Source organism: Serratia sp. PL7, from assembly GCF_945957435.1.
In genome coordinates this window covers 46,209-69,006 of record NZ_CAMFLB010000023.1, presented here as the reverse complement: position 1 = coordinate 69,006, position 22,798 = coordinate 46,209, and the positions used below count along the sequence as shown (strand labels likewise).

The 22,798-nt window shown below is 54.2% G+C and carries 16 protein-coding genes and 2 pseudogenes; 2 read left to right on the top strand and 16 right to left on the bottom strand.

From position 1 onward, the window contains the following. Window positions 1-149: 149 nt before the first annotated feature. Window positions 150-608 carry a very short patch repair endonuclease gene (locus N6G83_RS43480; protein WP_209529066.1) on the top strand — a complete coding sequence of 153 codons (459 nt, stop codon included), beginning with the start codon at window positions 150-152 and terminating at the stop codon, window positions 606-608. Between the two features lie 233 nt (window positions 609-841). On the opposite strand, the gene N6G83_RS43475 is transcribed toward N6G83_RS43480, so the two are convergent. The 14 genes and pseudogenes from N6G83_RS43475 to N6G83_RS43410 form a co-directional block, all read right to left on the bottom strand. Then, window positions 842-2,506 (bottom strand): DUF262 domain-containing protein, encoded by a 1,665-nt coding sequence (locus N6G83_RS43475; RefSeq protein ID WP_209529068.1) that lies wholly within the window; start codon window positions 2,504-2,506, stop codon window positions 842-844. A 262-nt stretch (window positions 2,507-2,768) separates the two neighbouring features. Continuing rightward, window positions 2,769-3,137, bottom strand: a pseudogene (locus tag N6G83_RS43470) (hypothetical protein). A gap of 442 nt (window positions 3,138-3,579) precedes the next feature. Further along, the gene (locus N6G83_RS43465; RefSeq protein WP_209529070.1) at window positions 3,580-4,362 is read right to left on the bottom strand and encodes a DUF4253 domain-containing protein; all 783 of its coding nucleotides are present in this window, start codon (window positions 4,360-4,362) and stop codon (window positions 3,580-3,582) included. 160 nt (window positions 4,363-4,522) lie between these two features. Further along, window positions 4,523-4,708, bottom strand: a complete 186-nt coding sequence (locus N6G83_RS43460; protein ID WP_209529191.1) for a hypothetical protein — start codon at window positions 4,706-4,708, stop codon at window positions 4,523-4,525. A 52-nt stretch (window positions 4,709-4,760) separates the two neighbouring features. Next, window positions 4,761-5,141 carry a hypothetical protein gene (locus N6G83_RS43455; protein ID WP_209529072.1) on the bottom strand — a complete coding sequence of 127 codons (381 nt, stop codon included), beginning with the start codon at window positions 5,139-5,141 and terminating at the stop codon, window positions 4,761-4,763. A gap of 1 nt (window position 5,142) precedes the next feature. Then, window positions 5,143-9,036, bottom strand: a complete 3,894-nt coding sequence (locus N6G83_RS43450; protein ID WP_260524171.1) for an RHS repeat-associated core domain-containing protein — start codon at window positions 9,034-9,036, stop codon at window positions 5,143-5,145. Window positions 9,037-9,049: 13 nt separating this feature from the next. Further along, on the bottom strand, window positions 9,050-10,183 hold the full coding sequence (locus tag N6G83_RS43445) for a hypothetical protein (protein WP_260524170.1): 1,134 nt from the start codon (window positions 10,181-10,183) through the stop codon (window positions 9,050-9,052). After that, window positions 10,183-10,899: a DUF4123 domain-containing protein gene (locus N6G83_RS43440; protein ID WP_094982562.1), complete on the bottom strand. Its 717-nt coding sequence runs from the start codon at window positions 10,897-10,899 to the stop codon at window positions 10,183-10,185. The genes N6G83_RS43445 and N6G83_RS43440 overlap by 1 nt, the downstream gene beginning before the upstream one ends. Window positions 10,900-10,929: 30 nt before the next feature. Further along, window positions 10,930-12,912, bottom strand: coding sequence for a type VI secretion system tip protein TssI/VgrG (gene tssI, locus N6G83_RS43435; RefSeq protein ID WP_260524169.1), 1,983 nt, complete (start codon window positions 12,910-12,912; stop codon window positions 10,930-10,932). Window positions 12,913-12,932: 20 nt separating this feature from the next. Beyond that, entirely contained in the window at window positions 12,933-14,678 is a 1,746-nt protein-coding gene (locus tag N6G83_RS43430) for a type VI secretion system baseplate subunit TssF (protein WP_211135943.1), read from the bottom strand. A gap of 18 nt (window positions 14,679-14,696) precedes the next feature. Further along, complete coding sequence (gene tssG, locus N6G83_RS43425) at window positions 14,697-15,725, bottom strand: type VI secretion system baseplate subunit TssG (protein ID WP_211135942.1); 1,029 nt, start codon at window positions 15,723-15,725, stop codon at window positions 14,697-14,699. After that, window positions 15,722-17,464 carry a type VI secretion system baseplate subunit TssF gene (gene tssF / locus N6G83_RS43420; RefSeq protein WP_211135941.1) on the bottom strand — a complete coding sequence of 581 codons (1,743 nt, stop codon included), beginning with the start codon at window positions 17,462-17,464 and terminating at the stop codon, window positions 15,722-15,724. The genes tssG and tssF overlap by 4 nt, the downstream gene beginning before the upstream one ends. Before the next feature lie 24 nt (window positions 17,465-17,488). Beyond that, window positions 17,489-18,949: a type VI secretion system contractile sheath large subunit gene (gene tssC, locus N6G83_RS43415; RefSeq protein WP_211135940.1), complete on the bottom strand. Its 1,461-nt coding sequence runs from the start codon at window positions 18,947-18,949 to the stop codon at window positions 17,489-17,491. Window positions 18,950-19,039: 90 nt separating this feature from the next. Continuing rightward, window positions 19,040-19,303, bottom strand: a complete 264-nt coding sequence (locus tag N6G83_RS43410) for a PAAR domain-containing protein (protein WP_071682755.1) — start codon at window positions 19,301-19,303, stop codon at window positions 19,040-19,042. A gap of 298 nt (window positions 19,304-19,601) precedes the next feature. On the opposite strand from N6G83_RS43410, the pseudogene rhuM reads away from it, so the two are divergent. Beyond that, a pseudogene (gene rhuM / locus N6G83_RS43405) lies at window positions 19,602-20,345 on the top strand (RhuM family protein); the annotation flags it as partial. 72 nt (window positions 20,346-20,417) lie between these two features. Here rhuM and N6G83_RS43400 read toward each other — a convergent pair. Both N6G83_RS43400 and N6G83_RS43395 read right to left on the bottom strand, forming a co-directional pair. After that, entirely contained in the window at window positions 20,418-21,005 is a 588-nt protein-coding gene (locus N6G83_RS43400) for a response regulator transcription factor (protein ID WP_211135939.1), read from the bottom strand. A 14-nt stretch (window positions 21,006-21,019) separates the two neighbouring features. Continuing rightward, window positions 21,020-22,753, bottom strand: a complete 1,734-nt coding sequence (locus N6G83_RS43395; protein WP_260524168.1) for an O-antigen ligase — start codon at window positions 22,751-22,753, stop codon at window positions 21,020-21,022. Window positions 22,754-22,798 lie beyond the last annotated feature (45 nt).

Here is a 22,798-nt window from a genome sequence, read left to right as displayed (position 1 = left end):
ATACATGATCTTTTTTCGATAGTTTAGTGTGTTGAGCGATATAGAGCGAGCTTGGGCCAAGACACCAATGCTTTTTTAACAGAACATAAAGCGAATTTTGGCAATGTTAACTCCCAAGTGCTGGGAAGACGGCAAAAGGAGGGAATCTGATGGATATCGTCGATCGCAAGACACGTTCACGCATGATGTCCGGTATCAAAGGGAAGGATACGCAACCGGAGTTGATTATACGCAGGTTTTTGCATGCGCAAGGTTTTAGGTTCCGGCTGCATGTAAGCAGCCTGTCGGGCAAACCTGATATTGTCTTACCACGATACAAATTGTGCATTTTTGTACATGGGTGCTTTTGGCATCGACATGATGGATGCCGGTATGCGACGACGCCAAAAACCCGACCAGAATTCTGGATGAAGAAATTCGCAGCCAACAGGCAACGTGACATCCTGGTCAAGATGCAGCTACATACTGCAGGATGGCGTGTATTCGAAATCTGGGAGTGTGGTTTCAGAAACCGAAACGATGATTCTATCAGCTGGTTACCAGAGTATATCAAAGGCGATATCGTGACGCTAAGTTGGCCAGACTATGTCTGTAGTGGTGATAGATAAGTGCCCGTCAACTTGTGTCAACAACGAGCCAAAAGTGTCCATTTATCTTTTCAGTTGATGGCCCGTAAGTGTACAGCGAAGACCATATTGACTGAGGTCGATATAATAAGGCCATATTTAGCGAGCAGAAAACGAAGCCGGTTAGCCAGCTTCGGTGAGATCCCCTTAGGTTGCCTCGACTTACCGGAAGGGATCGTCTCAGGGAGGTTAATTACCTATGAGACGATAATAACTCAGATTTCGGGATTCAAAGCCTCATTGAGAGCTTCTGCAATTGTCTCAGACCGCTTCTGAATGAATTTTTCGTAGTCATCTTCCAGGATTCCAAAATTTATTGGACTTTTGATTAAATGGGAACGAAGTGAAGAACCCAGCTTTGAATTTTCAGCTTTTAACTGATTTACATAAAGGCTAGGGGCCTTCGCTTTAATTTTGTTGTTTGAAGCTGCATCAATCAGGGTTATGTTAGCGATCAGATTAGGCTCCATCGAAGGGCAATTCTTCTCAACATATTTTTTTGGGAAGAAATGATGATAATTTCTACTTGTAGCAATTTTTAGATTTGAATTATCAAGAATAACATCGCTGTTATCATCAAGATTTCGAGGTTTATGAGACGCAAACAGGCAGAGAATAGCCTTTATATTGGAGTTACCTGCGGTGAACCATGTATCTTTGATATCATCAGCTGATACATTGAGTTCCCCCGAAGGATAGCCAGGCATTTTCCCCCTAAGAATCATATTCATTTTCTTAAGATCTTCGGCGATCTTGGTTTCGGTTGCCCCGCTATATCGCCAGTTCAAACCAACCCAATAGAAAAACTGTCTCAGGAGGTTTGCCTGAGTTTCTGTTGGTTTTTTGTTATTGTTTTTGTAGAAAAAGTATGTAAACGGGACCAGTAGAGAAGCATAAGGAAGTAATTGTGAAACAGGGACATACAGCTTAGTTCTAATAAAATCCACTGCTGTGAACATGGAAGAGACCATTGGCTCCCAATTAGCAATGAATTTATCCCTGCGGATTTTCAGAATATCCTTAGCCCTAATGCTGTCTACAGTAATTGCTGCCACAGCCTGAAGAACGGTAGCAGCTGGAATCGTATCAAATTTAGCCTTGCTCAGACTCTTATCGTTTTCGTCACTCCCATTAAGTAGTTCATCATATTTCAGTGCCAGATCAAAATCCTTCGCCTCGTCATAAGTCATGGCGACCATGATCTCAAAGAGTGTCAAAGGCTTGCCACCGGTGTTGATTCTGGAGAAAACATCACAAGCAATGTCTATTGGATAGTCTTTGATTGTGATAGTGGCAAAGTCGTATGTGGTGAGCCTAGTCTTGTATTCTTCAACAAGATCAGACTTGTCAAAACCAACCTGCTTGAACAATTCTCCCATTTTTTCATTAAGAAGGTCATACACTGAGACATAAACTTTATCTCCGTTTTTCTGACTCGTCACGATTTGCTCATCGTTTAACGGGTCATAGTCAAGATTCACATAAATGTCTTTGTAGTTGATTTCCTTACCATCTTTTGAAATGCGTAGCCCCTTACGAATCGCATAAAGAGATGTAATTCGTTGCTGCCCATCCAGAATGTATTGGGCGTAGTCGCCACGGGGGGTTTCAGGCAATGAATGGTTGCCAATATCTTTTACCGACCTGAGGGCTTCTCTTGTCTTCCAGAAAATGAAAGTACCAATGGGGTAACCTTTTAAAAGACTGTCAATCAGCCGGGCACTCTGTTCTTTGTCCCAAACAAATTCCCGCTGGAACATAGGTAACTTTATTTGTCCAGAATCAATTTCGAGAAAAAGTGCTTCATACTTCTTGTTGACATTTTCCGGCCGCAACAGAATGGTCTGAATTTCTTGGTCAGCCTGAGCTTTGGTTGCCACAATTAACTCCTTTTTTTGGTTGTGATTACTTTTTTCATCCAGCAACTTTTTGCCCAAATGATTTAATCTCAAAGATTACATGAGCAGTTAACACTGGAGTTTCTCCTCATCGAGTAACACCTCAGCCATGAAGCGGTCTTTGCACTGAAGCAGAGAACTAATCTTACTCATATGCTATTAGCCATACAATCACCATTGTTAACATTGTTATTACAGCAGTCTCAGGCAATCCGGTAGCTGCTGGCGAGGAAAAGATAAGAGATTAGCTACCAGAGTGCTCAATGCTGTGCTCACCGGTCTGGCAAACAAGGCAATAGCGCTCTCCTTAATACCCGGTGTTGGAACTTGTGAAGCACCAACTCACTTTCCGTACTCGTGCTTGAGTATCAGTGATATAGCTGCACAGCATCTCGATACACCTTATTTCTGTACGCTCTGGCTGGGCATCGGGGCTTTCTCGTCCTCGGGCGGTGCCGATGTTCAAACTTGGGGGGCGTTCCGTGTGATATTCCGGATGGAACGTCATCGTGCTGCCGCAAAGATGGCAACGGTTGTAAGGTGCCGTTTTTGCAGTTCTGGCACCAGTCAGGCGTTGATTACCGTCTGATGCCATGAAGGATTTTGCGTACATCATGTTGTTTCTCCGCACGGCCTTAGGCGTAGGGGACATCCATCCCAGTGTGGGCAGAAAGTCGTGCTATCGAAGGGGAATGAGTGTAATCAGGTCAACGAGTGGGGGGATGCAAGGGGTTAATAAGCGCTCAGTTGACTACGTTGTTCGCCCTGTCAAACCCTTGGATGGCTGGAAAACACCTGATGGGTATGGGCGAGTTACGCGTGTAACACGGAGAAATGGGCTAAAAAGCCCGCCAAGATGATATGATTAGTGCTGAACGCGGTGGGATTTTCAGCTTGCCGCATCCGCGCGGCAAGCTGATAGGAGCATCGCTAAAGGCGAACCTGTAGCTCATTGAAGGTTCGGTTAACCGGTGGCGGCAGGTTTGGGTGAGTTTCTCTGTGGATCCAGCCGGCATAAGGTATTTAACCAACTGGGCCTTGGCTATTCACGGAGCTCATTCCACGTAACGCAGCCAAAGGTGCGTCCGACCCGAGATCGCTTGCGCAACTTTGGAAACACGTGCCTGTAGGTTTTCATCGCTAGTGTTGTAGAGCGCACAGAAGTCTTGGGCCACAGCGTTAGCGACTGATGTATCAGACGGCACCTCACGCATGAAGCCGAGGTAAGACGCCCCCACGCCCATCAGCTCATAGCCATGCGCTTCTGAAAAGTGACGTGCAACCGCAAAGTTTTTCGCAGGATCAAGGTCGGAAGTGAAATATCCATTCGGAAAAGCCGCAAGTGCCTGGCAAGAATGCTGAACGGGTACCAAGAGCGCTGAAAGAGGCTGCTCTAGAAGGGAGATAGGGTTGTGTTGGTAGCCGATCCATTCCTGCAAGGCAGGCTCATCAAGCGTCAAACCATGAGCGCAAGCATCCTCGAAAGACGTGGCTGCAACCAAATTTGTGAAATTGCGAAGGCAGATTGCGAACTCCGCTTTCGTAGTCGGATAGCCTATGTATTCGCCATTCTCGAAGCACTCTGGAGGTAAGCCCGCTATGTCCTGCTCTGATGCATCGTCCATCCCTAAATTATTGCGCACATGCCATGAGGTGTAGCGGGCTTGGTGCAGGTCATCTAGCGAGAACAGAGGTTTAAAGCCTGGGTGCGATGCACCAATCTTACGACGAGCTTCGGTCAGATCGTCAAAGCTGGTAATCCCGCTCACGCCGTACTCATCACATGTACCTACAGACGGGTTCTCACTCATCCCATTGCCGCGAAATTCGATATCCATATAGTGGTCTGCCCCTTGTCGTTACTCGAGTGAGTGAGCAATCATAAGTAAATCGCCCCGGACTCTCTAGGGGGTTCCGTACACATTTCCTCCAAAACTCCCACCTTCACGTCATATCACTATGAATTTAAATGAGAAAGTTGTTAATTTTCATCATCATTTAAATTTTTCTTTTCAGCCGAAAGTATGTAGCTCGTGAAATCCCTGTTTTTTCTGTTACAGAGTTCACCGTTTCACCCTGCAAAATCAAGGTCAGATCTGCCTGTAACGTTTTGACCTGTGCGTCTGCATCATGATCAAGCCAACTTAGCGCGGATGCCATACCTATTTCTTTGGTTAAATTCATTACCTATATAATCCCCGCTCCAGTTGGTAAGAGCGGGGAGAGGGGCATAAAATTAAAGTGGATAATCACACCGCCACTCTGGAACAAATAACTCTTGATTGATGCCTTCCCTGTCAAGCAAGTGAGATAGTTCTTCAGTGTTATTTGCTTTATATATTTTTAAGTTTAATAAATCCTCATCGGAATTAATGCCTTCATGAAGTTCCACAAGTGTGTTGTCCATTTCAAAATCAATTATGCAAAACATATTTTCTTTTGTTTTTTCAAGAAAAAAATAATATTCATTATTAACGAAGTCCAATTTATAATTGGCGTATATAGCAATCCACCTTCTCTTGGAATCGCTGTTTGTTAATACCTCCTGTGCTATTTTAGTGTAAGAGCCGAATTCTATACCATTCCATACCTTTTGAGGTATTTTTAAGATTCCCATATTATTTACCTTCAAATTTATTTGGCCAGAAAATTCTTTTTGCTTTATCATCAACAGGATGGAGTTGCAAGTGAGGCATAGCACCATGAGGGTCATTAACGCCATGATTTGCCATGTAAATTCTCCTTGTATCTATATCTGAGACAGGTACGTCATCCCAATGATAATAAGGTTCTTTATTACCCGCCATGTTGAAATAATCTTTGGCTGTCACTGAGTTGAAATTCTCTGCATTCCTATATCCTTGACCTACATATTTCCCTCTAAATAATTCCTCCGCTTCAGCACGACTATTAACATAGACATCTTTTGCCCCTCGGTCTAGTTGATCTGACGCTCTTTTAACAGATGAGTTTGACCACGGAATTTCAGGAAGTTGCGGGGCTCCTGTATTAACCGAACTCTTCTCTGCACCTGTAGCATCAGTTTTAAACAGCCCTAGTGGGTCCACCCAACCAACAGGATTCCCATCAACATATTGATAAGAGTTCAACCCACCATCGAGTTTTACCGGGTCCGCCGTCAAATATCGGCCCAGTTCAGGATCATAATACCGGTTCAGGTTGTAATACAGCCCGCTGTCCGCATCTTCGTACTGCCCCTGAAAACGCAGTGGGTTGTTCACCTTCGGTTGCGGGTGTTCATCCCGTGCATCTGGCGGTGTCCATTCCTCCGTCAGTTGCCCATAGGCGCTGTACTGCCCCCGCCATACGGTGTTGCCCTGGCTGTCCGTCAGGCTGTGCGGTGTGCCAAGGTGGTCATTCTGGTACCAATAGGTCCTGACCTTCGGGCTGTTCACCCGTGCAGAGCCTACTATCGTCGCCATTGGCCGGTGGCTGCCCGGTTCATACAAGAACGTCTGCCAGTGCTGTTGATTGTCCGTTTCCGCAATCAGCTTATTGCCCTGCCACAGGTATTCCGTGGTCTGGCCCTCTACGGTTTTACTGGTCCGGCGGTTAAACGCATCATAGGTGTAGGTGGTTACTTGCCCGTGCGGATCGGTCCGCTTTATCAGCCGGTGCCGACAGTCATAGGCAAAGGTGGTCACCAATTTGTGGGCCTTGCCGCGTCGCTCTACCGCCAGGTTACCAAAGCGATCGTACTCGAAGTGCCTGTCACCAAAAAACGCCAGCCGGTTGCCAGGGGCGCTGTCCCGCTCGCTATGTTCACTGACCCGGTTACCGGCCCCGTCGTACAGGAAGTTTTCCCCTGCCACGCTGTGCCGATCTACCACCGTGTGGCTGCCGGGGAATTGTGCACTCAGTAACTGCCCCCGCGCATCATAGCCGTATTCCCGTGGGGCATTGCCCGTGATGCTCGCTAGTTCACCCTGCGCCTGGTAACGGTAATGCTGCTCCCACAGTGGCTGTAGCCCCATCTCGCCGGGTCCCTGCAAGCGGTGCTCTACCATACGCCCCAGACTATCGTACTGGTAGCGGTTGACCAATCCGTTGCCCTGTCGCCGCTCCTGCTCGCGCCCGGCGTTGTCGTGGTTGAACGCCAGCAGCGGCTGTTCGTTCAGCGTGATCCCCTGCACCCGGCCATGCTGGTAGTGGTAGCCCAGTTGTTGGCCGTCCGGCAGTCGGCTGCCTTTCAGCAACCCGCTATGTGGATCGTACTGATAACGTTGCGTTGCCCACCCTTGGTGCTCTGCCACCAAGCGATTGGCGATGTCGTATTCCCAGGCCAGCGGCATCTGCCCGTCATTGACGGCAATTAACCGCCCCAGGGCATCATAGTCGTACTGCTCTACCTGCCCATCCGGCAGGGTCTTACGCAGCAGTTTTCCCTGCCAGTCGCGCTGGTAGGTGGTGACCAGCGGCTCTGCATCTGGCTGATTGCCGTACTCTTGTTTTTCAATCAGCCTGTCGTTCAGATCGTAGGCATACGCGGTTTTAACCCCGTCAAAGCCAATTTCTTCACTCAGCAGGCCTGTCGCCGTGTAAGCCAGACGGTAACTTTCCCCTTTCGGGTTGAGGATCTCACTGACCTGCAGGTGCGTGTTGTCGTAACGGTACTCCAGCGCACTGCCATCTGGCAGGATCTTGCGCGTCAGCAGATGCAGGGGGGCTGCGTACTCGTAGCGGGTCACCAAACCGGCCGGATCGCGGGATTCGGTCACCTTGCCATAGGCATTGTAACGGTATTGCTGGGTGCGGCCGTCCGGCGTGGTCTGCTCCAGCAACCGTTCCAACGCATCCCAGACAAAATGAGTGGTATTACCTGCTTCATCGGTGACGGCGATCGGCTGGGTGCCAAGGGGGGTATAACGGTAACGGCGCACGCTACCGCCACTGGTGGTACTCTCCAGTAAACGCCCTACGTTATCCCAACGATACGTTTGTGTCACCCCGTCAGGATGGGTAACGGCACGCATCTGCCCGTTCGGGAAATAGTCGTACTCAGTCACCTGTTCCCCGGGTGAGCGCGCCGCGTAGATATCCCCATGTTCATTAATGCTATTGAGCCACACTTGCTCCAGGCGGCCACTACCCTTGGCCACCCGCTTGAGCTGACCGTCCAGATAGGTGTAGCGCGTCATGCTGCCATCCGGGCTCAGTTCGAGCACCAGGTTACCCGCGTCGTCATAAAAATAACGGGTCTGCTGGCCCAACGCATCGGTGGTGCTGACGCGTAGCCCCTCTTCGTTGTACGTATGGCGGGTTTCTGCACCGTTCGCTGCCCGCCGGAAAATCAGCCGGGCCTGGCCGTCGTATTGATAGATCTCCTGGCTGCCGTCGCAGCGCCTTAGCGTCACCTGCCGCTGGTTATCGTCCCACAGGTAACGGGTATCTAACTGGGCGAAATTGCCATACTGACGGATACAGCGTGATGCTGGCCCCACGCCTTCCCAGGCCCAGTTAAAACAGGCGCCGCCCGCCAACTGGCGCTGTGTGATGACATGGGCCTCGTTGTACTGGTAGTGCTCTTGTTCCCCACAGGCGTTCAGGGCGCTGGCCAGTTGCCCGGCCGCGTTGTAGGTGTAATGTGCCAGCACTTGCTGCGTCACCCAGACCGCATCACGATAGGCCTCTTCACGGATCAGTGCCTGCAAATGGACCTGCGCGATGTGCGCCGAGTCATCATCCGTGTACTGGAACAACAACCGGCCCTGCGCATGCTGTAGGTGGATCAGGCGCTGCTGGCGATCATATTCCAGTTGCAGACGGTTGTGATATTTGTCGCTGAGGGCGGTCAACCGCCCCCATTCTCCCTCACGCACAAAGGTATACACCCCTGCGCCACCGCCAAAGGTGAGGCTGTATTCGTTCTCGTGGCTACCGAGGGCCAGCACCGCGCCCCCGAGCACATTGGTCAGGATTGGGTGTTCGGCATTCGGATAGGGGAAGGGGGTCCGCTGGTTTTCATCGTTATGCCAGACAATGGTGTCGTCGGTAAAATGCAGGCGGTGGGAAAGGCTATGGCTCCAGCCGTACCCCAAACCCAGATCCAACTCACAGGCGCTGGTGCGGTAAAAACGCTGCCAGGTGAAGGGCAGCAGCCCCGGCAGGCTGCCTTCGCTGATCGTCAACAGTTCTTCGCCGGTGCACAACGAAACCGGATCGCCGTCCTTATCAGTGTGCTCGCTTCTTGGCGTCGCCTTGCCCTGCGGATTTTGACCGCTGCTGTTGGCTTGGGTGACCGGCGATTCAAACCTGGTTTCATGCAGGTTATTGGACCCAGTGGGTAGACTGCTCTGATTTTCCAGGCTCTTGCCCAAGCCAGCGGAGTCGATATTCGCGGTTTTTTTGATATTTAACGGAACAGCCCCTGCCCGAATAGGGTTCTTGGCCAAATAATGGGGGACGTGTTCATTGATCAGGGAAATGATTTCTTTTATCCCCCCCATGATCGCTTTCCCTGCACCGGCATTGGCACGAAATAACGGTTTCATTGACTCTCCTTGATTATCGGGCCGGGCTAATACCGGCTAAGCTATCCAACCCATCCAGGGCTAATTTGGCTACGGCACCGGGTAGCACGATGTAAAGCAACAGCATCATGACCAATTCGCCTGCCGCTCCCCCGGCAAAATCGGCGATCTGTTGCGGTGTCAGCAGGCAAAAGTAGCTGTACAGGGCGTGGGCACAGATAAACATCAGCATCTCATCGGAGAGGATCACCAACGTATCGGCAATCTCTTTTTTGCCGGTGTCATACAGCTCTTTCATTTTATCCACCCCCTTTTTGCCGATATAAGCCAGCATGGCGTCCAGGTTCTCGCTGGTGACCCATTGCACGATCTTTTTGGCTGTCTCGTACAGTTCGAGGATTTTGTCGCGTAACCCGGCAAAAAACGCTTTGAACGCCTGGGTAAAGTCCACCTGAGCGCCTCTGTCTGTAAAATCCTTCCAGGCTGCCTGCTGGTGTGTTTTCCACTGGGTTTCCAGCAGGTTGGTACACTTGACGATCAGCTCGCTGTAGGATTCATCCAGCCGCTGGAGGTTACTTTCACTGCTGGCCTGGGCGTTGACGACAACGTGATAGGTATACGCATCGTCGCACTCGGGCAGATTAATGGTGGCCATCCCGTTGTCATCGAAAGCCAGGCCATCTAGCACGGTGATGTCCTCAAAGTCCGAGGACGTCATGTTGTTGTAATAAGGCCCGTACGCCTGGTTGACACTCATGTAGGCTATCTGCCGAAATTGCTCCGGGGTCTTTTTCTTACGTTTGATGATCTTGAAGGGCGAACCCGCGATTGGGATATACCCCTTGGCTTCAAAGGCGTGCGTCAGGGTAATGGGTTGATTAAGGGTGCACTGCATGACGCCGTTAAGCGTGCCCTTGTCTATCCGCTTGGTGGCAATGACAAAGTCCCCGACCTTCACCTCTTGATCCATCAACAGCAAGCTGCCCAATAGCGGAAACTCTGTCGTATCGTGGTAACGCGTCAGGCAGGATTTAAAATTGTTCAGCGTCTTCTGGAAAAGCCTCTCAGGGTCGATGGGGGCAGAAGGGATCGTCACCCGTTTGTTGTAATTCCCGTATGCGCTGCTGGTATACGTCGTCGAGTTGTTGCCATACCCATAATAACTCATCACTCACTCTCCAATGTGGTGACGATGCGAGCCATCAGCCCTTCACGCTGCCCATGGCTTTGCACCAGTAAATGTCGGATCTTCATCTCCAGTAAGGCAGGGGAAAAACGCCCATAGAGATCGGCACGGGTTTCCTGCAATTGCTGTAATGCCTGGGCAATCACCGGCCCAGGATCCGTTTTCAGAAGTTGGTCAATCAGACGTTGCGGCACCTGCCACCAGGGGCTGACCTGGGCTTGCGCCGTGGGATCTACCGGGCAGGTAAGCACCTCGCCGTTTATCCAGTAATCCGAGAACACCGGCAGAACATCTATCCAGTGCTCTCCCATATAACGCAGGTGTGCCGGCAGAAAACGCCCATCCCAGTAGCGGAAAAACACCGCTTTACCCCCAGGCATGATCACCTGAGTCAAACCGGCAAGGTGGGCCGCCAGGGCAACCTGCGGCAACGGTGAACGCGCCAACCAGCCCCAGTTGCGCAGGGGCGTTTCTGCCACCCAGCGCAGAAACGGGCTGCCGTCAGTGAGCGGCACCAGCACCGGCATCACCTCGAACCAGTTGGCATACGGCGTATTGGCATAAAGCCCGTACGGCGTGCGGCTTCCATCCTCCCGGTAATAGGCCTTGATACCTTGCGCACCGTTGGTATTGGCCAAGACGGCGTACAACGGCGTTCCCGACGTGTTTCTTGCCCAGTCCTGTACGGTCTGTTGCATCTTTATTCCTCCTTGACGATGAGTGGCCAATTAAATTGCGCACCCTTCCTCTTTACATTTCTCACACTCTTCGCAATAAGGGGCATCACTACTAAGCACACCCTGCTGGATCAGCGTGGGAGCGGCCAACAACGGCACCACACCCGGCATCTTCAGGTTGACGCCCTGCCCGCTGCCCGCAGAGCCACTGCCTACCTGCAACGACGACGACGTGAAAATGGCCCCCGGTGCCAGTTTGATAAAGCTGCCCCCGGCCTTGAGCGTCAGTTCACTGCCCGCCGAGAGGGTGATTTTGGCCCCGGCTTCTACCGACACTTCCTGCCCAGCCTTCACCACATAGGCGCTGCCAACCTGCAAATGGGATTCGCCGTCGGCCAGTTCAGACTTTTTGCCGCTGGTGTGGAGCGTGAGTTCGCCCTTGATGCGGTTTTCCCGGTTGCCCTCGATTTCGCTCAGGCTGTTGCCACCAATCTTGCTGCTCTGGTTGGCGCGAATGTCCCAGTGCGCATCGTTGTTGACCAGGGCCTTGAGGTCTTTCTGCGCGTGCAGGTAAATCTCTTCGCTGCCCGCCTCATCCTCAAACGACAGTTCGTTAAAGCCCTCGGCCTTGTGCGATTTGGTGCGCCAGACCGATTTGGTCTTGTTGGCCGGTAACGGATACGGCGGTTTGTTCAGGCCGTTGTAGTAACGCCCGCTCACCACCGGGCGATCGATATCGCCGTTGAGGTAGCTGACCAGCACTTCCTGGCCAATCCTGGGCAGCGTCACCGAGCCAAAACCGTCCCCCGCCCACTGGTTGGAGACCGGCACCCAACAGGAGGCTTTTTCATCCGCCGGGTCGTAACGGTTCCAGTGGAAATGCACCCGTACCCAGCCCAGTTCGTTGACGTACAGCTCTTCGCCCTTGGGCCCGACGATCGTGGCCACCTCGTCCCCGTCGGCCAACGGTTTGTAACGGTAGTTTGGCCGCCAGTCGATATTCCCCGGCGCAAAGGTCAGCGAGTTGGTGAAGGTGGTGCCGCTGCCGTTACTCTCTTCTTCCAGCGCGGCAGGCTGCTCCCCACGGTGGCTGACGGTGATCACCTGCCAGCGATCGTTGCGCGCCTGCACCGGATGGCCCTGCAAGGTAAAAATCGTGCCCGGCATCAGCCGGATACTGTTGGTTTCTGCCGCGCCCTGTTGGGTACCCGCTTGCATGGCCTCCAGCCGCACGGTGCTGAGCTGCGGCCCGGTCTGGTCATCCTGATAACGGCCATAGCTCTCAAATACCGAGTATTGGGTGGCTTCACCGCCCAATGCCGGGTCGCTCTGCTTAAACTGCAGGGGATGATCGGGCCGCCGGTGTTCGCGGTCCTTGAGCACGCTTTCCCGTGACTGCATGAACGCCCCCAGGGTCAGCCGATGGGCGATGTCGCCCTGGGTTGGCGACTGGATATGCGGGTTGAAGGTCAGCGGGATACCTTCCGTCATGCTCAGGTGCGAATCGCCATACACCAGTTCGTTATCTTCAAACCAGAAGCTGATCCCCACCTCGGCCATCAGCCGCAGGATGAAGTCCAGGTCGCTTTCGCGCTTCTGGGTCACGTACTCACGCGGTGGATAGGTCTGCTGGAGTTGGCTCTGGTAAGGGATGCGGTGTTCGTCCAGTACCTGATTAACGATGTCCGGCACCGACAGGAAATGGAAGATCCGGCTGTCCTGTTTCAGGCTGAGTACCCAGACATCCGGGCGGATCACCGCCTGATAGTAGGTGCGGCGAAAACCGCTTTCGCCCTGAGTCAGGCTGGCGATCAGCCCTGGGATCGTGCGCTGTTCCTTGCCACTGACGGTGACGGTCAATGCCCCCGGCTGCAGCAACTGGGCTTCCAGTTCGATGTCTGACCGGGTGCTGACCAGGTTCACCGTCAGGGTAAACAGGGTCGACAACCCTTCTTCCAGGGTAAAACCGGCCACGTCAAAGGTGTCCGGAGGCAGTTCACCGAGTTGGCTGCTGAAAAATAATCCACTGTCCATCGTTCACTCCTTGTGGTGTCTCACATCATGGCTCGTTGGCCGCGCGCCAGGGGCAATGCCCAGCGCCGCTGTGAAGGTTCGGTTATCACATCCAGCAGCAGGAAGCTGTTGGTGGTCAGGCAATGGGTAAAGAAGACGCTCAGCGCCGCCGCAAAGGTGTAGGCTTCGCCGGGGCTGTCGAACGCCGGGTCATCGAGCGTCAGGGTCATCTGCAAACCGCGCCGCAGCCGTTCCCCCATCAGGGTATTGACCGGTTCGGTCTTGACGGCGGTGATGCCCTCTACCGCCCGGCGAATGTGCCGGACCTGGGGCAGGTTGTGCCGGGCGTGCAGGCAGAAGTCGTCGATCGCCCGCTGCACCGTTTCCCGGTGGTTGAGAAGCGCGGGGCTGAACGACAGGCAGGCCATCAGCCGCCAATGGTGATGGCTGTCCACCACCGCCGGGTACGGGGTCGAAAATCGGGTGGCGGTAGTGACGTCCAAGGTGTCGGTCACCGCCATGCCGAGCAGGAAAGGGGAGCCAAGCGGTAACGTGGGCGAGTGCGCCGAGGTGGTGAGCAGATCGCAGACCACGGCCCGGCAAGGGGGCTCGGTCAGCGGCTCCCCGGCACTGTTGCACAGCACCAGTTCATGCTGCATCCGCCCCAGGACATCACCGCTGACCCGCACGGTGTAAAACAGCGCCAACCCGGCGTCGGGTGCATAACGCGATTCCGGCGTCAGTTCGCTGTCGGGCTGGAATTGCACCCGTCGGCCCCGCCGCAGGGTATCCGGCTCTTCCAGCATGCTGACGCCGGTGATGGCATACACCCAGCGATCGTCGGCATACGGCAGCGGGTAAACGCTCTGCCCGGGGTGCAGCCGTAGGGGGGCGCTTTTCTGTGCCGCCAGGCTGATCACCGGGACGCAGTGCAGCATAAAGGCCGACGCCAGTTGGGCCTGGGTGAGCGGGATCTCCCCGTTGAACGTGAGGATGACGGTAAAAGTGCGGCTGTTCCCCAACGTCAGCCCTGAGTGCATCGGGCCAAAATCCAGCGTCAGGAAATCATTCACATGGGGCAGGTACAGGTATTCGGCCAGGCTCTGCAGCGCCCAGGTGGTTTCCCCCTCGTGCGGTAGGATGCGGTTATCCGCAGTGGGCCGTGGGGAGGACAACACCGTCTCCAGCACCCATTGTCGTCCTTCCACCTGTAGCACGGGCCGATCCTGATGCTGTTCACACCACAGGGTCAGCGTCGCCGCCACCTGCGGATCATCGCCCAGAAACAGCGACAGCGGCTGGGTTGGCCAGGTATTCCCCGGCCCCTGGTACTGAAACGTCAGGCGGATCTCGCTGTGGGAGTGGGTGACCAGCAACTGCCGGTCAATCAGGGCCAGCGGCTGTAGCGTCAAGGCATGGCAGGTCTGGAACACCTGCGTACGTCCGTCGGATAACAGGGAGAGCGATTCTCCTGCGGGCAAGGTTAACGGCGCATCCAGCGTGCTGGCTTTGGCGCTGACGTTCACCACGCCGCAGGCCGGAATAGGCCGCAGGGGGAAGGGCCAGGTACGCGCAAGATGCCCCTGTGTGACTTCGGGGAAGCCGTCCTCCAGGCGTTGCCGCAGCCCGGCATTCAGCATTGCCGCCCCCTGGATCAGGCATTCCACATCCGGATCGCCCGCATGGCGGCCCAGTTGCGCGGCCAGTGCGGGTTTTTCCTGCCCCACCTTGTCCGCCAGTGCACGCAGGTAGGCATGTTCCTCTCTGAGATGATCGGTAAAGTTCATATCAATCCTTGACGTTGGCTACCTGCGCACAGGCAACAGGGTGTAGGGTTTCTCTTCGGGTTGCCCCACAAAGGTGGTCCACCCCAACTGGGTCCGCTGTGTGTCGCCGAGCTTCAGCCCCCCGGCTTGATGCCGTGCCAGCGTCAGGCGCAGATCCCAGACCAGCGGTTCGCGCAGGATGTACTCGACAAAATTGACCAGCAGGCGATGCTGCTTACCGTCAGGCAAAAACGACAGGTACTGTTCCTGCGAGAGCTCATTGATCGACAGTTGAAATTTGACGCTGCGATCGCGCATCCGGCTACCGATGACAAAGTTACCCCCCAGCAGCGAACGGGGTTGATGGCGTTGCCCGCGCACGGCGGTGACCTGCCCCAGGCGATTTTGCTGTTCGTCACTCAACGTCATGACGTGGGGCATACAAGACTGAACCGTCACATCTGGGAGTGAAAAGAAGTGGCCGACCAGGCGGGCGATCACCTCCGGCGAACGACCCGGTGAGGCCAGCAGACCGGCGTAGGCCAGCATGGTTTCGGCATTGATACCCAACTGCTCTCGCGTCTGCGGATGGCCCAGGCCTATCAGGGCAAAAATACGCCCCGAGGTGGCATCGCGGCCCCCCGGTTTGAAGGTGATCTCATAGCGGTATTTGCGCCAAATCTGGTGCGCCAACGACAGGGGCCGATGGTTGAACACCGCCAGAAAATCATTGAGCCGCGTCTCTCCCTGCGCAGTGCTCCCGGCAATGTCATCCAGGTAGTAATAGGGCAAGGGCGACTGGCTGCCTTGCAGGCCCAGAAAGCTCACCTCCAGGCGCAGCGGCCCACCTGGCTCATGTTGCAACGCCACCACATCGCTGGCGGCAAAGCCCAACCCGGCCGCAGCGGTAAAGCGCAACGCCTCACGGTTCGGCGGTAGGCCGAGTGTGCGGGCCGGATCGATGCCCGCCAGCCGGTTCAACCCTTCCACCAGGCGGTAGAAGTCATACTGGCTAACGTTATCGGCGATAACCTGGAGCTGCTGCTCCTGCTCTGCACTAGGGATCATAGAAAGCGGTAAGACTCCTGATTATCTTGGTTAACCACGGTGAGGGTATGGAAATGGTTGACGCTGGCACGTTGGGCCAGGAACCGTGCCAGTACCCGACCATACAGATAGAGCTCGCCTTCCGAGTCAAACGCCCCTTGGAGCCGCACCGTCAGCGTGGAGGCCAGGCCATCGATCGGCACACCGTCGATATGGCGTTCAGCCGGGCGCACGGTCAGGCTGAGTAACCCCTCCCTGCGCCGCCGGGAGACCCCTGCCGCCAGTTCACTGTGCCAGGCGGGCAGATCGCAGGCGCTCAGCACCTGCCGCAGTGCCGTCAGCGTCAGCAGTGAGCGGCTGTTCAACGAGAGATTACGCAGCAGGGCCGCCTGCAAGGTGGCATCCAACCTTGGGCTCAGGGGGACCGATGGGCGGGTGATATTGTGTACGCGAACCCCAGGCGGGCAGCCGGTGGCCGGTTGGCGGAGTTCTCCTACTTTCAGGTGCAACGGCAAGCGGCGGTGGCTGCACGTGAGCCGGACGGACACCGATTCCGGCGGCAGGTTGTCCAGGTTTTCACCGTGGCGGATCAACGCCAGGTGATGGTTCAAGCCCCCCGCGGGCGACGAGGTGACCCGCACATGGTAATACCCCGCGTCTTGTTGCTGGCTAAAGCGTTCAAACGGCGCATAGTGGCGGGGGCTATCACTCAGGGCTGATACGCCGGTCACTTCATCCACCGAGAATACGTCGTAATCCTCAGGATGGCGCACGCTGGGGAATAACGGCAGCTCTGATTGCGTACCATCGAGGTTGACCCCGTCAGCGTAATGGCTGAACAGGTTGATGGCGGGCGTGCAATGCAGGCGAACTGTCTGGCGGTTGATAACCAGGGCGGACGGTAAAGGCCGGGAGAAGGTGAACCGCAGGGTAAACCCGTGAGGGGCAGGTAGTGAAGGCAGGCTGGGGAAGCCCGTCACGTCCATAAATAAAAAGGCGTTGGGGAAACAGGCGTGTTCCTGCAACAGGCGATAGCCGGGATCGGCATTCTGTGGCCAGGGCAGCAGGGCCTCTTCGTCGTTGAAACCGACCGGCGTGAGCGCCAGCTCAGGCAGCGGCCACGTCTTTCCCCCCACTTCCAGCGTGGCGTGGCTCAGGTATTCACTCAGCCACAAATGCAGCTGTTGCCCGGTGTGCAGGTCTTCCCCCAGATACAGCCGCAGGCCGTTCAGGCTAGTGAGATCCAGCGGCCGATCCGCCGTGGTGACCAGTTGCAGGCACAGGCTGTCATGGCCGTGCCGCTGCTCGCGGCTTACCGCCTGCACCTGTAACGGCCACAGCCGGGTATCACGGCAGGTGCGGAAATGACACCGCAGCGTTTCCTTACCGGTCGTTACCGGCAGCGGAATACTGACCACCGTGGCCCCTTTGGCAATCTGGGGGCAAGCCTGCGCGGGATCCGACAGGTAATCCTGCTGCCATTCCAGCACGGTCATGCTCGGGGTGGGCCGCAGAAAATAGGGCCACAACAGGGCCAGCATATGGTGGGTGAGGTTCGGGAGCTGGTCTGCCAACTGCCCCTCTAACTGCCCGGTCATCCAGGCCATGCCCTCCAGTTGCCGCTCCACATCGGGGTCGTGGTTGGGGGCGGTCAGGAAGGAAACCAGCGGGGCATGTGTTTGTTGCAGCACCTCGGCAGCCTGGTGTAGCGCTTTGCGCCGACGGGCTGGAGGGAATGGCCGATGTTTATCCCGGTTCATGCTGAAGACATCCTGTCTTGGAGGTTATTTATCCAGACGCCCGGTCAAGGCGAGGACGAAGTTGGAGCCCATGTGTTTGAAATGCGGCTGCACATGCAGCTGTGTCAGATACCAGCCGGGATCATTCGCGACTTCCTGCACCTCAATGCGTGCAGCGCGTAACGGGCGGCGGCTGCGAACGCTGGCGGGTGGGTTCTCCTGATCGGAGACAAAGCGTTTTAACCAGTTGTTGAGCTGATGCTGCAGGTCGCCCCGATTGCGCCAGCTACCCAGCCGTTCACGCTGCAATACCTTGATGGTGTGCGCCAGCCGGGTGATGATAAACAGGTAAGGCAGTTGCGCCCCCAGCTGGTCATTGACCCGAGCGTTCATCCCCTCAGGCGTGAGGTCGGTATATTGCGGCGACTGGATTGAGTTGGCTGAATAAAACACCACGTCCTGCCCTTGCTTGCGCACCCCAAGCGGAATAAACCCGGCCATCGACAAGCGGTACTGCCACTGGTCCGACAGCAGCGTCTCGGTTGGGATCTTTTCTTGCCAACGCCCCAGCGCCGCAGTGTAGCGCGCGGGTAGGTTACGGAACGCTCCGCCGCTCTCCGCCCCGATAATGTTCGGGCACCAGCGATAACGGGCAAAGCTGCCCGCCAGGCAGAGCGCCAGTAAAAAGGCGCTGTTGCCCCACAGCAGGTGCTGATGTGTTCCGATCTGTTCCTGATAGACAAATTGCCGGACCTGCTGTGACGCCGGGGTATAAGGCTCGCGCTGCAAGAAACGGCACACGGTCAGCCCCAGATAACGGGCATCCGGGGTAGCCCGGAGCGCCTGCCAGCGGATATGTGTCGGTGCAGCCATGACCGCGTCCAAATCAAGAATAGAGGGCAGATCGGCCAATGAATCAACGCCGAAGAAGGTGGCGTCTGCCGCCGAAAGGAACGGCGCATGCGCCATGGCGCTGACCACGCTGAGGTAGTGCAGCAGTTTGATATCGGTTGCACCGGGGGTGAAATCGTAGCAGCCAATCACCGCCGCTACCGGCACCCCACCAAACTGGCCATAGCCTGCCGAATAGACATGCTGGTAATAGCCCGAGGAGGTAATGTCTGGGGAGAATTCGAAATCCGCCAGCAGCTCTTCCTGGGTGGCATGGAGCAGCGTCAGCTGAATGTTTTCATGAAACGGGATGTTATCGACCAGCAGGGCCAGCCCACGCCAGGTCGATTCCAGGCGCTGAAACGCCGGAGCATGCAGGATTGCGTCCATCTGGGCACTCAGGCGCCGCTCCAGTTCCCGCAGCAGGCGATCAATCAGCAGAATGTTGAGGGTGACGCCATGGCCTTGTTCCGGCAGGGCGCGCAGCAACAGTGCGATGTCCGCGTGGCTCACCGCATATTCACTGCCATTCAGCGTTGCAAGCAGCCCGGCGGCCAGTGAGGTGCGCGGTGGGAAAATGTCTGAATCGGTCTGTAGCGTATCTAACGTAGCCACGGCATCCTTGCTCCCTGGTGAAGAGTCTTGTCCATTATTTTGCGACTCTGCCGGTTCTGGCGGAGTGATTAGCGCTGAACGACGTTGCCGTCAGGCATTACATTCATGTTGTGAAGCAATCAGAGCGGCCCCGCAGGCGGTTTTCATGCCTTCCAGCGCCACAGGCACCCCACCGACCAGTGCAGTTTCTGCACCACTGACAATGGGGAAGACACCTTTGCATTGCGGGCAGGAAACCAAATGCCCCACCAGCGCTACGTTCGTCCCGCAGAACTGCATCACTGACGATCCCTGTAACACGACTCCACCATGAGAGGTTTTGTCGCCTTGTAAAATCACGGCTTTCCCTGCCATACGCCCACCATAGTTAGTATTTTCTTAATAGATTACAGGATGTATACATTTGAAAGAAGTCGAAAGATAACAGCGAGTAATGAATCTGTGAGCGGCATAGGGATAAAGGGGATCTTTTAGCATCAATCTGGAGGCATTGATAAAGTGTTCATTGCATTGCCTTAACCAGGACGAGGTCAGCGGTTGTTTCTGCGTAACTGCACGCAAAATAAACACCATTCGTGTAATGAGCTCCAACAGCTATCTCTGGCATACTAAGCAGATACAGCATGGTAAGTCGGATTAAAGCGGAGGCGGCATGGCAGATAAACACTTAACTCAATCCCCGGCGGGCGAATTTGTGATGTTTGCCAGTGATGACGGTGAGGTGCGCGTTGAATGCCGCTTTGAGCACGAAACACTGTGGTTGCCTCAAGCGACCATTGCGAACCTTTACCAGGTCACTCCGCAAGCCATTACGCAACACATCAAAGCGATCTACGAAGAAGGTGAACTTGTACAAAACGCAACCTGTAAGTCTTACTTACAAGTTCAACAGGAAGGGAGCCGTAGGGTAAGCCGCAATATGCTTCACTATAGCCTGCCCGTGATCCTTGCGGTCGGCTACCGCGTCCGATCAGCCCGAGGCACCCAATTCCGTCAGTGGGCCACCCAAACTCTCCAGGAATACCTGATCAAAGGCTTCGTGATGGATGACGAACGGCTGAAAAATCCGCCCGTTGGAACATCGTCTGTACCTGACTATTTCGACGAGATGCTGGAACGCATCCGCGATATCCGCGCCAGCGAGCGCCGGGTTTATTTGCGGGTACGAGAGATCTTTGCGTTAGCCGCCGACTATCAGCCCTCACTCAAAGAGACCACGCTGTTTTTTCAAACCATCCAGAACAAACTGCATTTTGCCTGTACCGGCCATACCGCTGCCGAACTCATCCATCAGCGTGCCGATGCCAGCCAGCCTCATATGGGGTTGAGCAGCTATAAAGGCGAAGAGGTGCGTAAAAGCGATGTAACGGTGGCGAAAAACTACCTCAATCAGGACCACAGGAAAATCTCGCTGATAATAAAGGGATAAAATAGATAATTGAGAGCACCCCTTCCTCTTCCTCCTGTATTAGGGCATGGGGTTGCGGATGAACCAATGATGGAGTTCGGCTGTCCGATTGACTTGTAATTTATCCATAGCCGCGCGCTTATGGCTGCTAACCGTTTTTATATGGATTTTTAATTTATTGGCAATTTCGTTTAAGCACATGCCTTTTAAAACATAGCGTATAACCTCACGCTGTCGCAGGCTAAGCGATTTATAATCGTTCTCTAATTGTTGATTAGAGCCTTCTCTTTTTTTTTCAATAGCAGAGGCAATTAATGCTTGGTCAATTAAGGCTAATAAAATGGTGTGGCACTCATGGCGATAGAACACCCATGGCATGGTGTGCGTAGATAAATGTGTTATCTGTCGCGACATGATGATAATCAATGGTGCTTGATGAGCTTTTCTTGCCAGCAGCCTTGTCGGCATCAGGGTCGTTGAGTAACCTGGCGCCCAAATGATCAGATCTGCCATAGGATAAGACAGTTGATTATTCATAAAGGAGACAGTAATGCCTTTAGCTTGAAAGTGCTTTAGCATAATCTGCTGTAAACCTGAAACAAAAAAGTGATCCGGGTCGACGATCAGTACTTTTAACATGCGAGTCATAATATAGCCTCCTGCTATTGATAAACAAAATCTGCCAAAAAACGCGGGTCATCAGGAAATAATGCTTGGGCTTCTTGCTGTAAACGATGGTGGGCCGTGCGATCCTGTTGGTATTGCGCAATAGTTAACCAGGTTGCGTAAACGTTTTTATCAACCCGACGGGAAAGATAATGCTGTGCCCAATTGACATAGCTACTGAGCAACTGGGGCTCGCGCGTTTGGTTAAACGTCAGTAGCGCATGCGTTTGTTGATCGTAATGCCAGCGCTCGGTGTTAACCCAAGTATCAAACGCCATCAACCGACGTGCGGGGTCTACATTCGAGAACTGAGCTCGCTCAAAGGTGGTTAAAGAGAGGTTGGCGAATAATCCAGTACACGCCATGAAGAAAACTGCGGTGGATAGGGTGGGGAGCACGCGGCTCACACATGCCATTGCGCCCGGAGCAATAGCGGTACGTTCAGCTATGGCACCTAGCGGGTGGTCTAACAGCGCCAACAACAGTAAAAAAATGGCCCAATGTGTAGTGGAAAGTGTAAACGGGTATTCCGTTTGCGTATGCAAAAGCAAAGGTAGCAGTGCGATAACCAATGCCGCACTTTCACCGGACCGATGTTGGCGGATTTGCCGCCAGGCCCGCCATGCCAGCCTTGATCCGGCAAACAATAAAATGGCCATGCCCGCGAGTGCAATGATGCCTCCTTCTGCCCACCATAATAAGATTTCATTGTGGGGATGGCGAACGACACCCAACCCTAGCGTTGATAGCCCTAAGTCAAGACGATAGTGCTGAAAGCTGTACTCGAACCCACCGTAGCCCCAACCCAACCAAGGCCTTTCGCCAATCATTTTCAAGGTATCTTGCAGCATGATCAGGCGAGCGTGGTTTGAACCACTATGGGCTACCTCTCCCCCCAGTTGGAGGATCACGGCGAGAGTGATACCGCAGGCCAATAGAGCTATGGCAATAAGCGTCTGTTTTTTCGCCTGCCCCCAGCCCAGTAACAGTAACAATACGCAGACCGTGCCTGCGCCTAACCAACCAGCCCGTGACTGCAACCACGTTAATACTAGGGAGAACAAAACCAGTAATCCTCCCAGGATATATTGCCGACAACGCTCTGTTCTTATACGAGCAAAGGTAAAGCTGGGAAGCAGAAACAGCATCAAAGCCAGCGCCAGTCCGGTAGCGATAAAACTGGCCAGCACGTTCACTTGCTGGAATACGCCATAAGGGCGGCCATTCAGATGCGGGTAATCCAACCACATAGGAACGCTTTCTGGTGCAACGAATTGTAATAGAGCAATAAACGCCTGGAGCGTGGCTGTTGTTAATATGCCGTAAAATAGCTCGTGGCGGCCAAAACGAGTTAGGGGATATTGCAACAACGAGACATAGAAAACCCAGCCGCCCATTAATCCAAGCCAACGTGCCAGTGCAGCATCTCGCCATTGCGGTAAGGTGTACATTACCGGGATAAATAGCATCACTATGGCCAATAACAGCCAGCGAGCTGTCACGGTAAGATAGAGGCTCCTGTTGGCCGGAAGCGTCAACCAGATGGTGGTGACTACACCTGCCATTACGGCCCAAGAAACAATATTTTGTGGCAGATTGAGGCCGCTGCCACCCATATTAGGCAGTTTTAAAGGGATGATAAAGAGTAACCAAACCAGTAGCAGCCATAGCGGTAAAATTTGTAGGCCTGACAGACTGAGAAATTGCAAAGTCTTTTTATGATGATGCATGTTTTCACCGGATAGAATTAGCCATTATCGTGCGGCAGTTGAAAG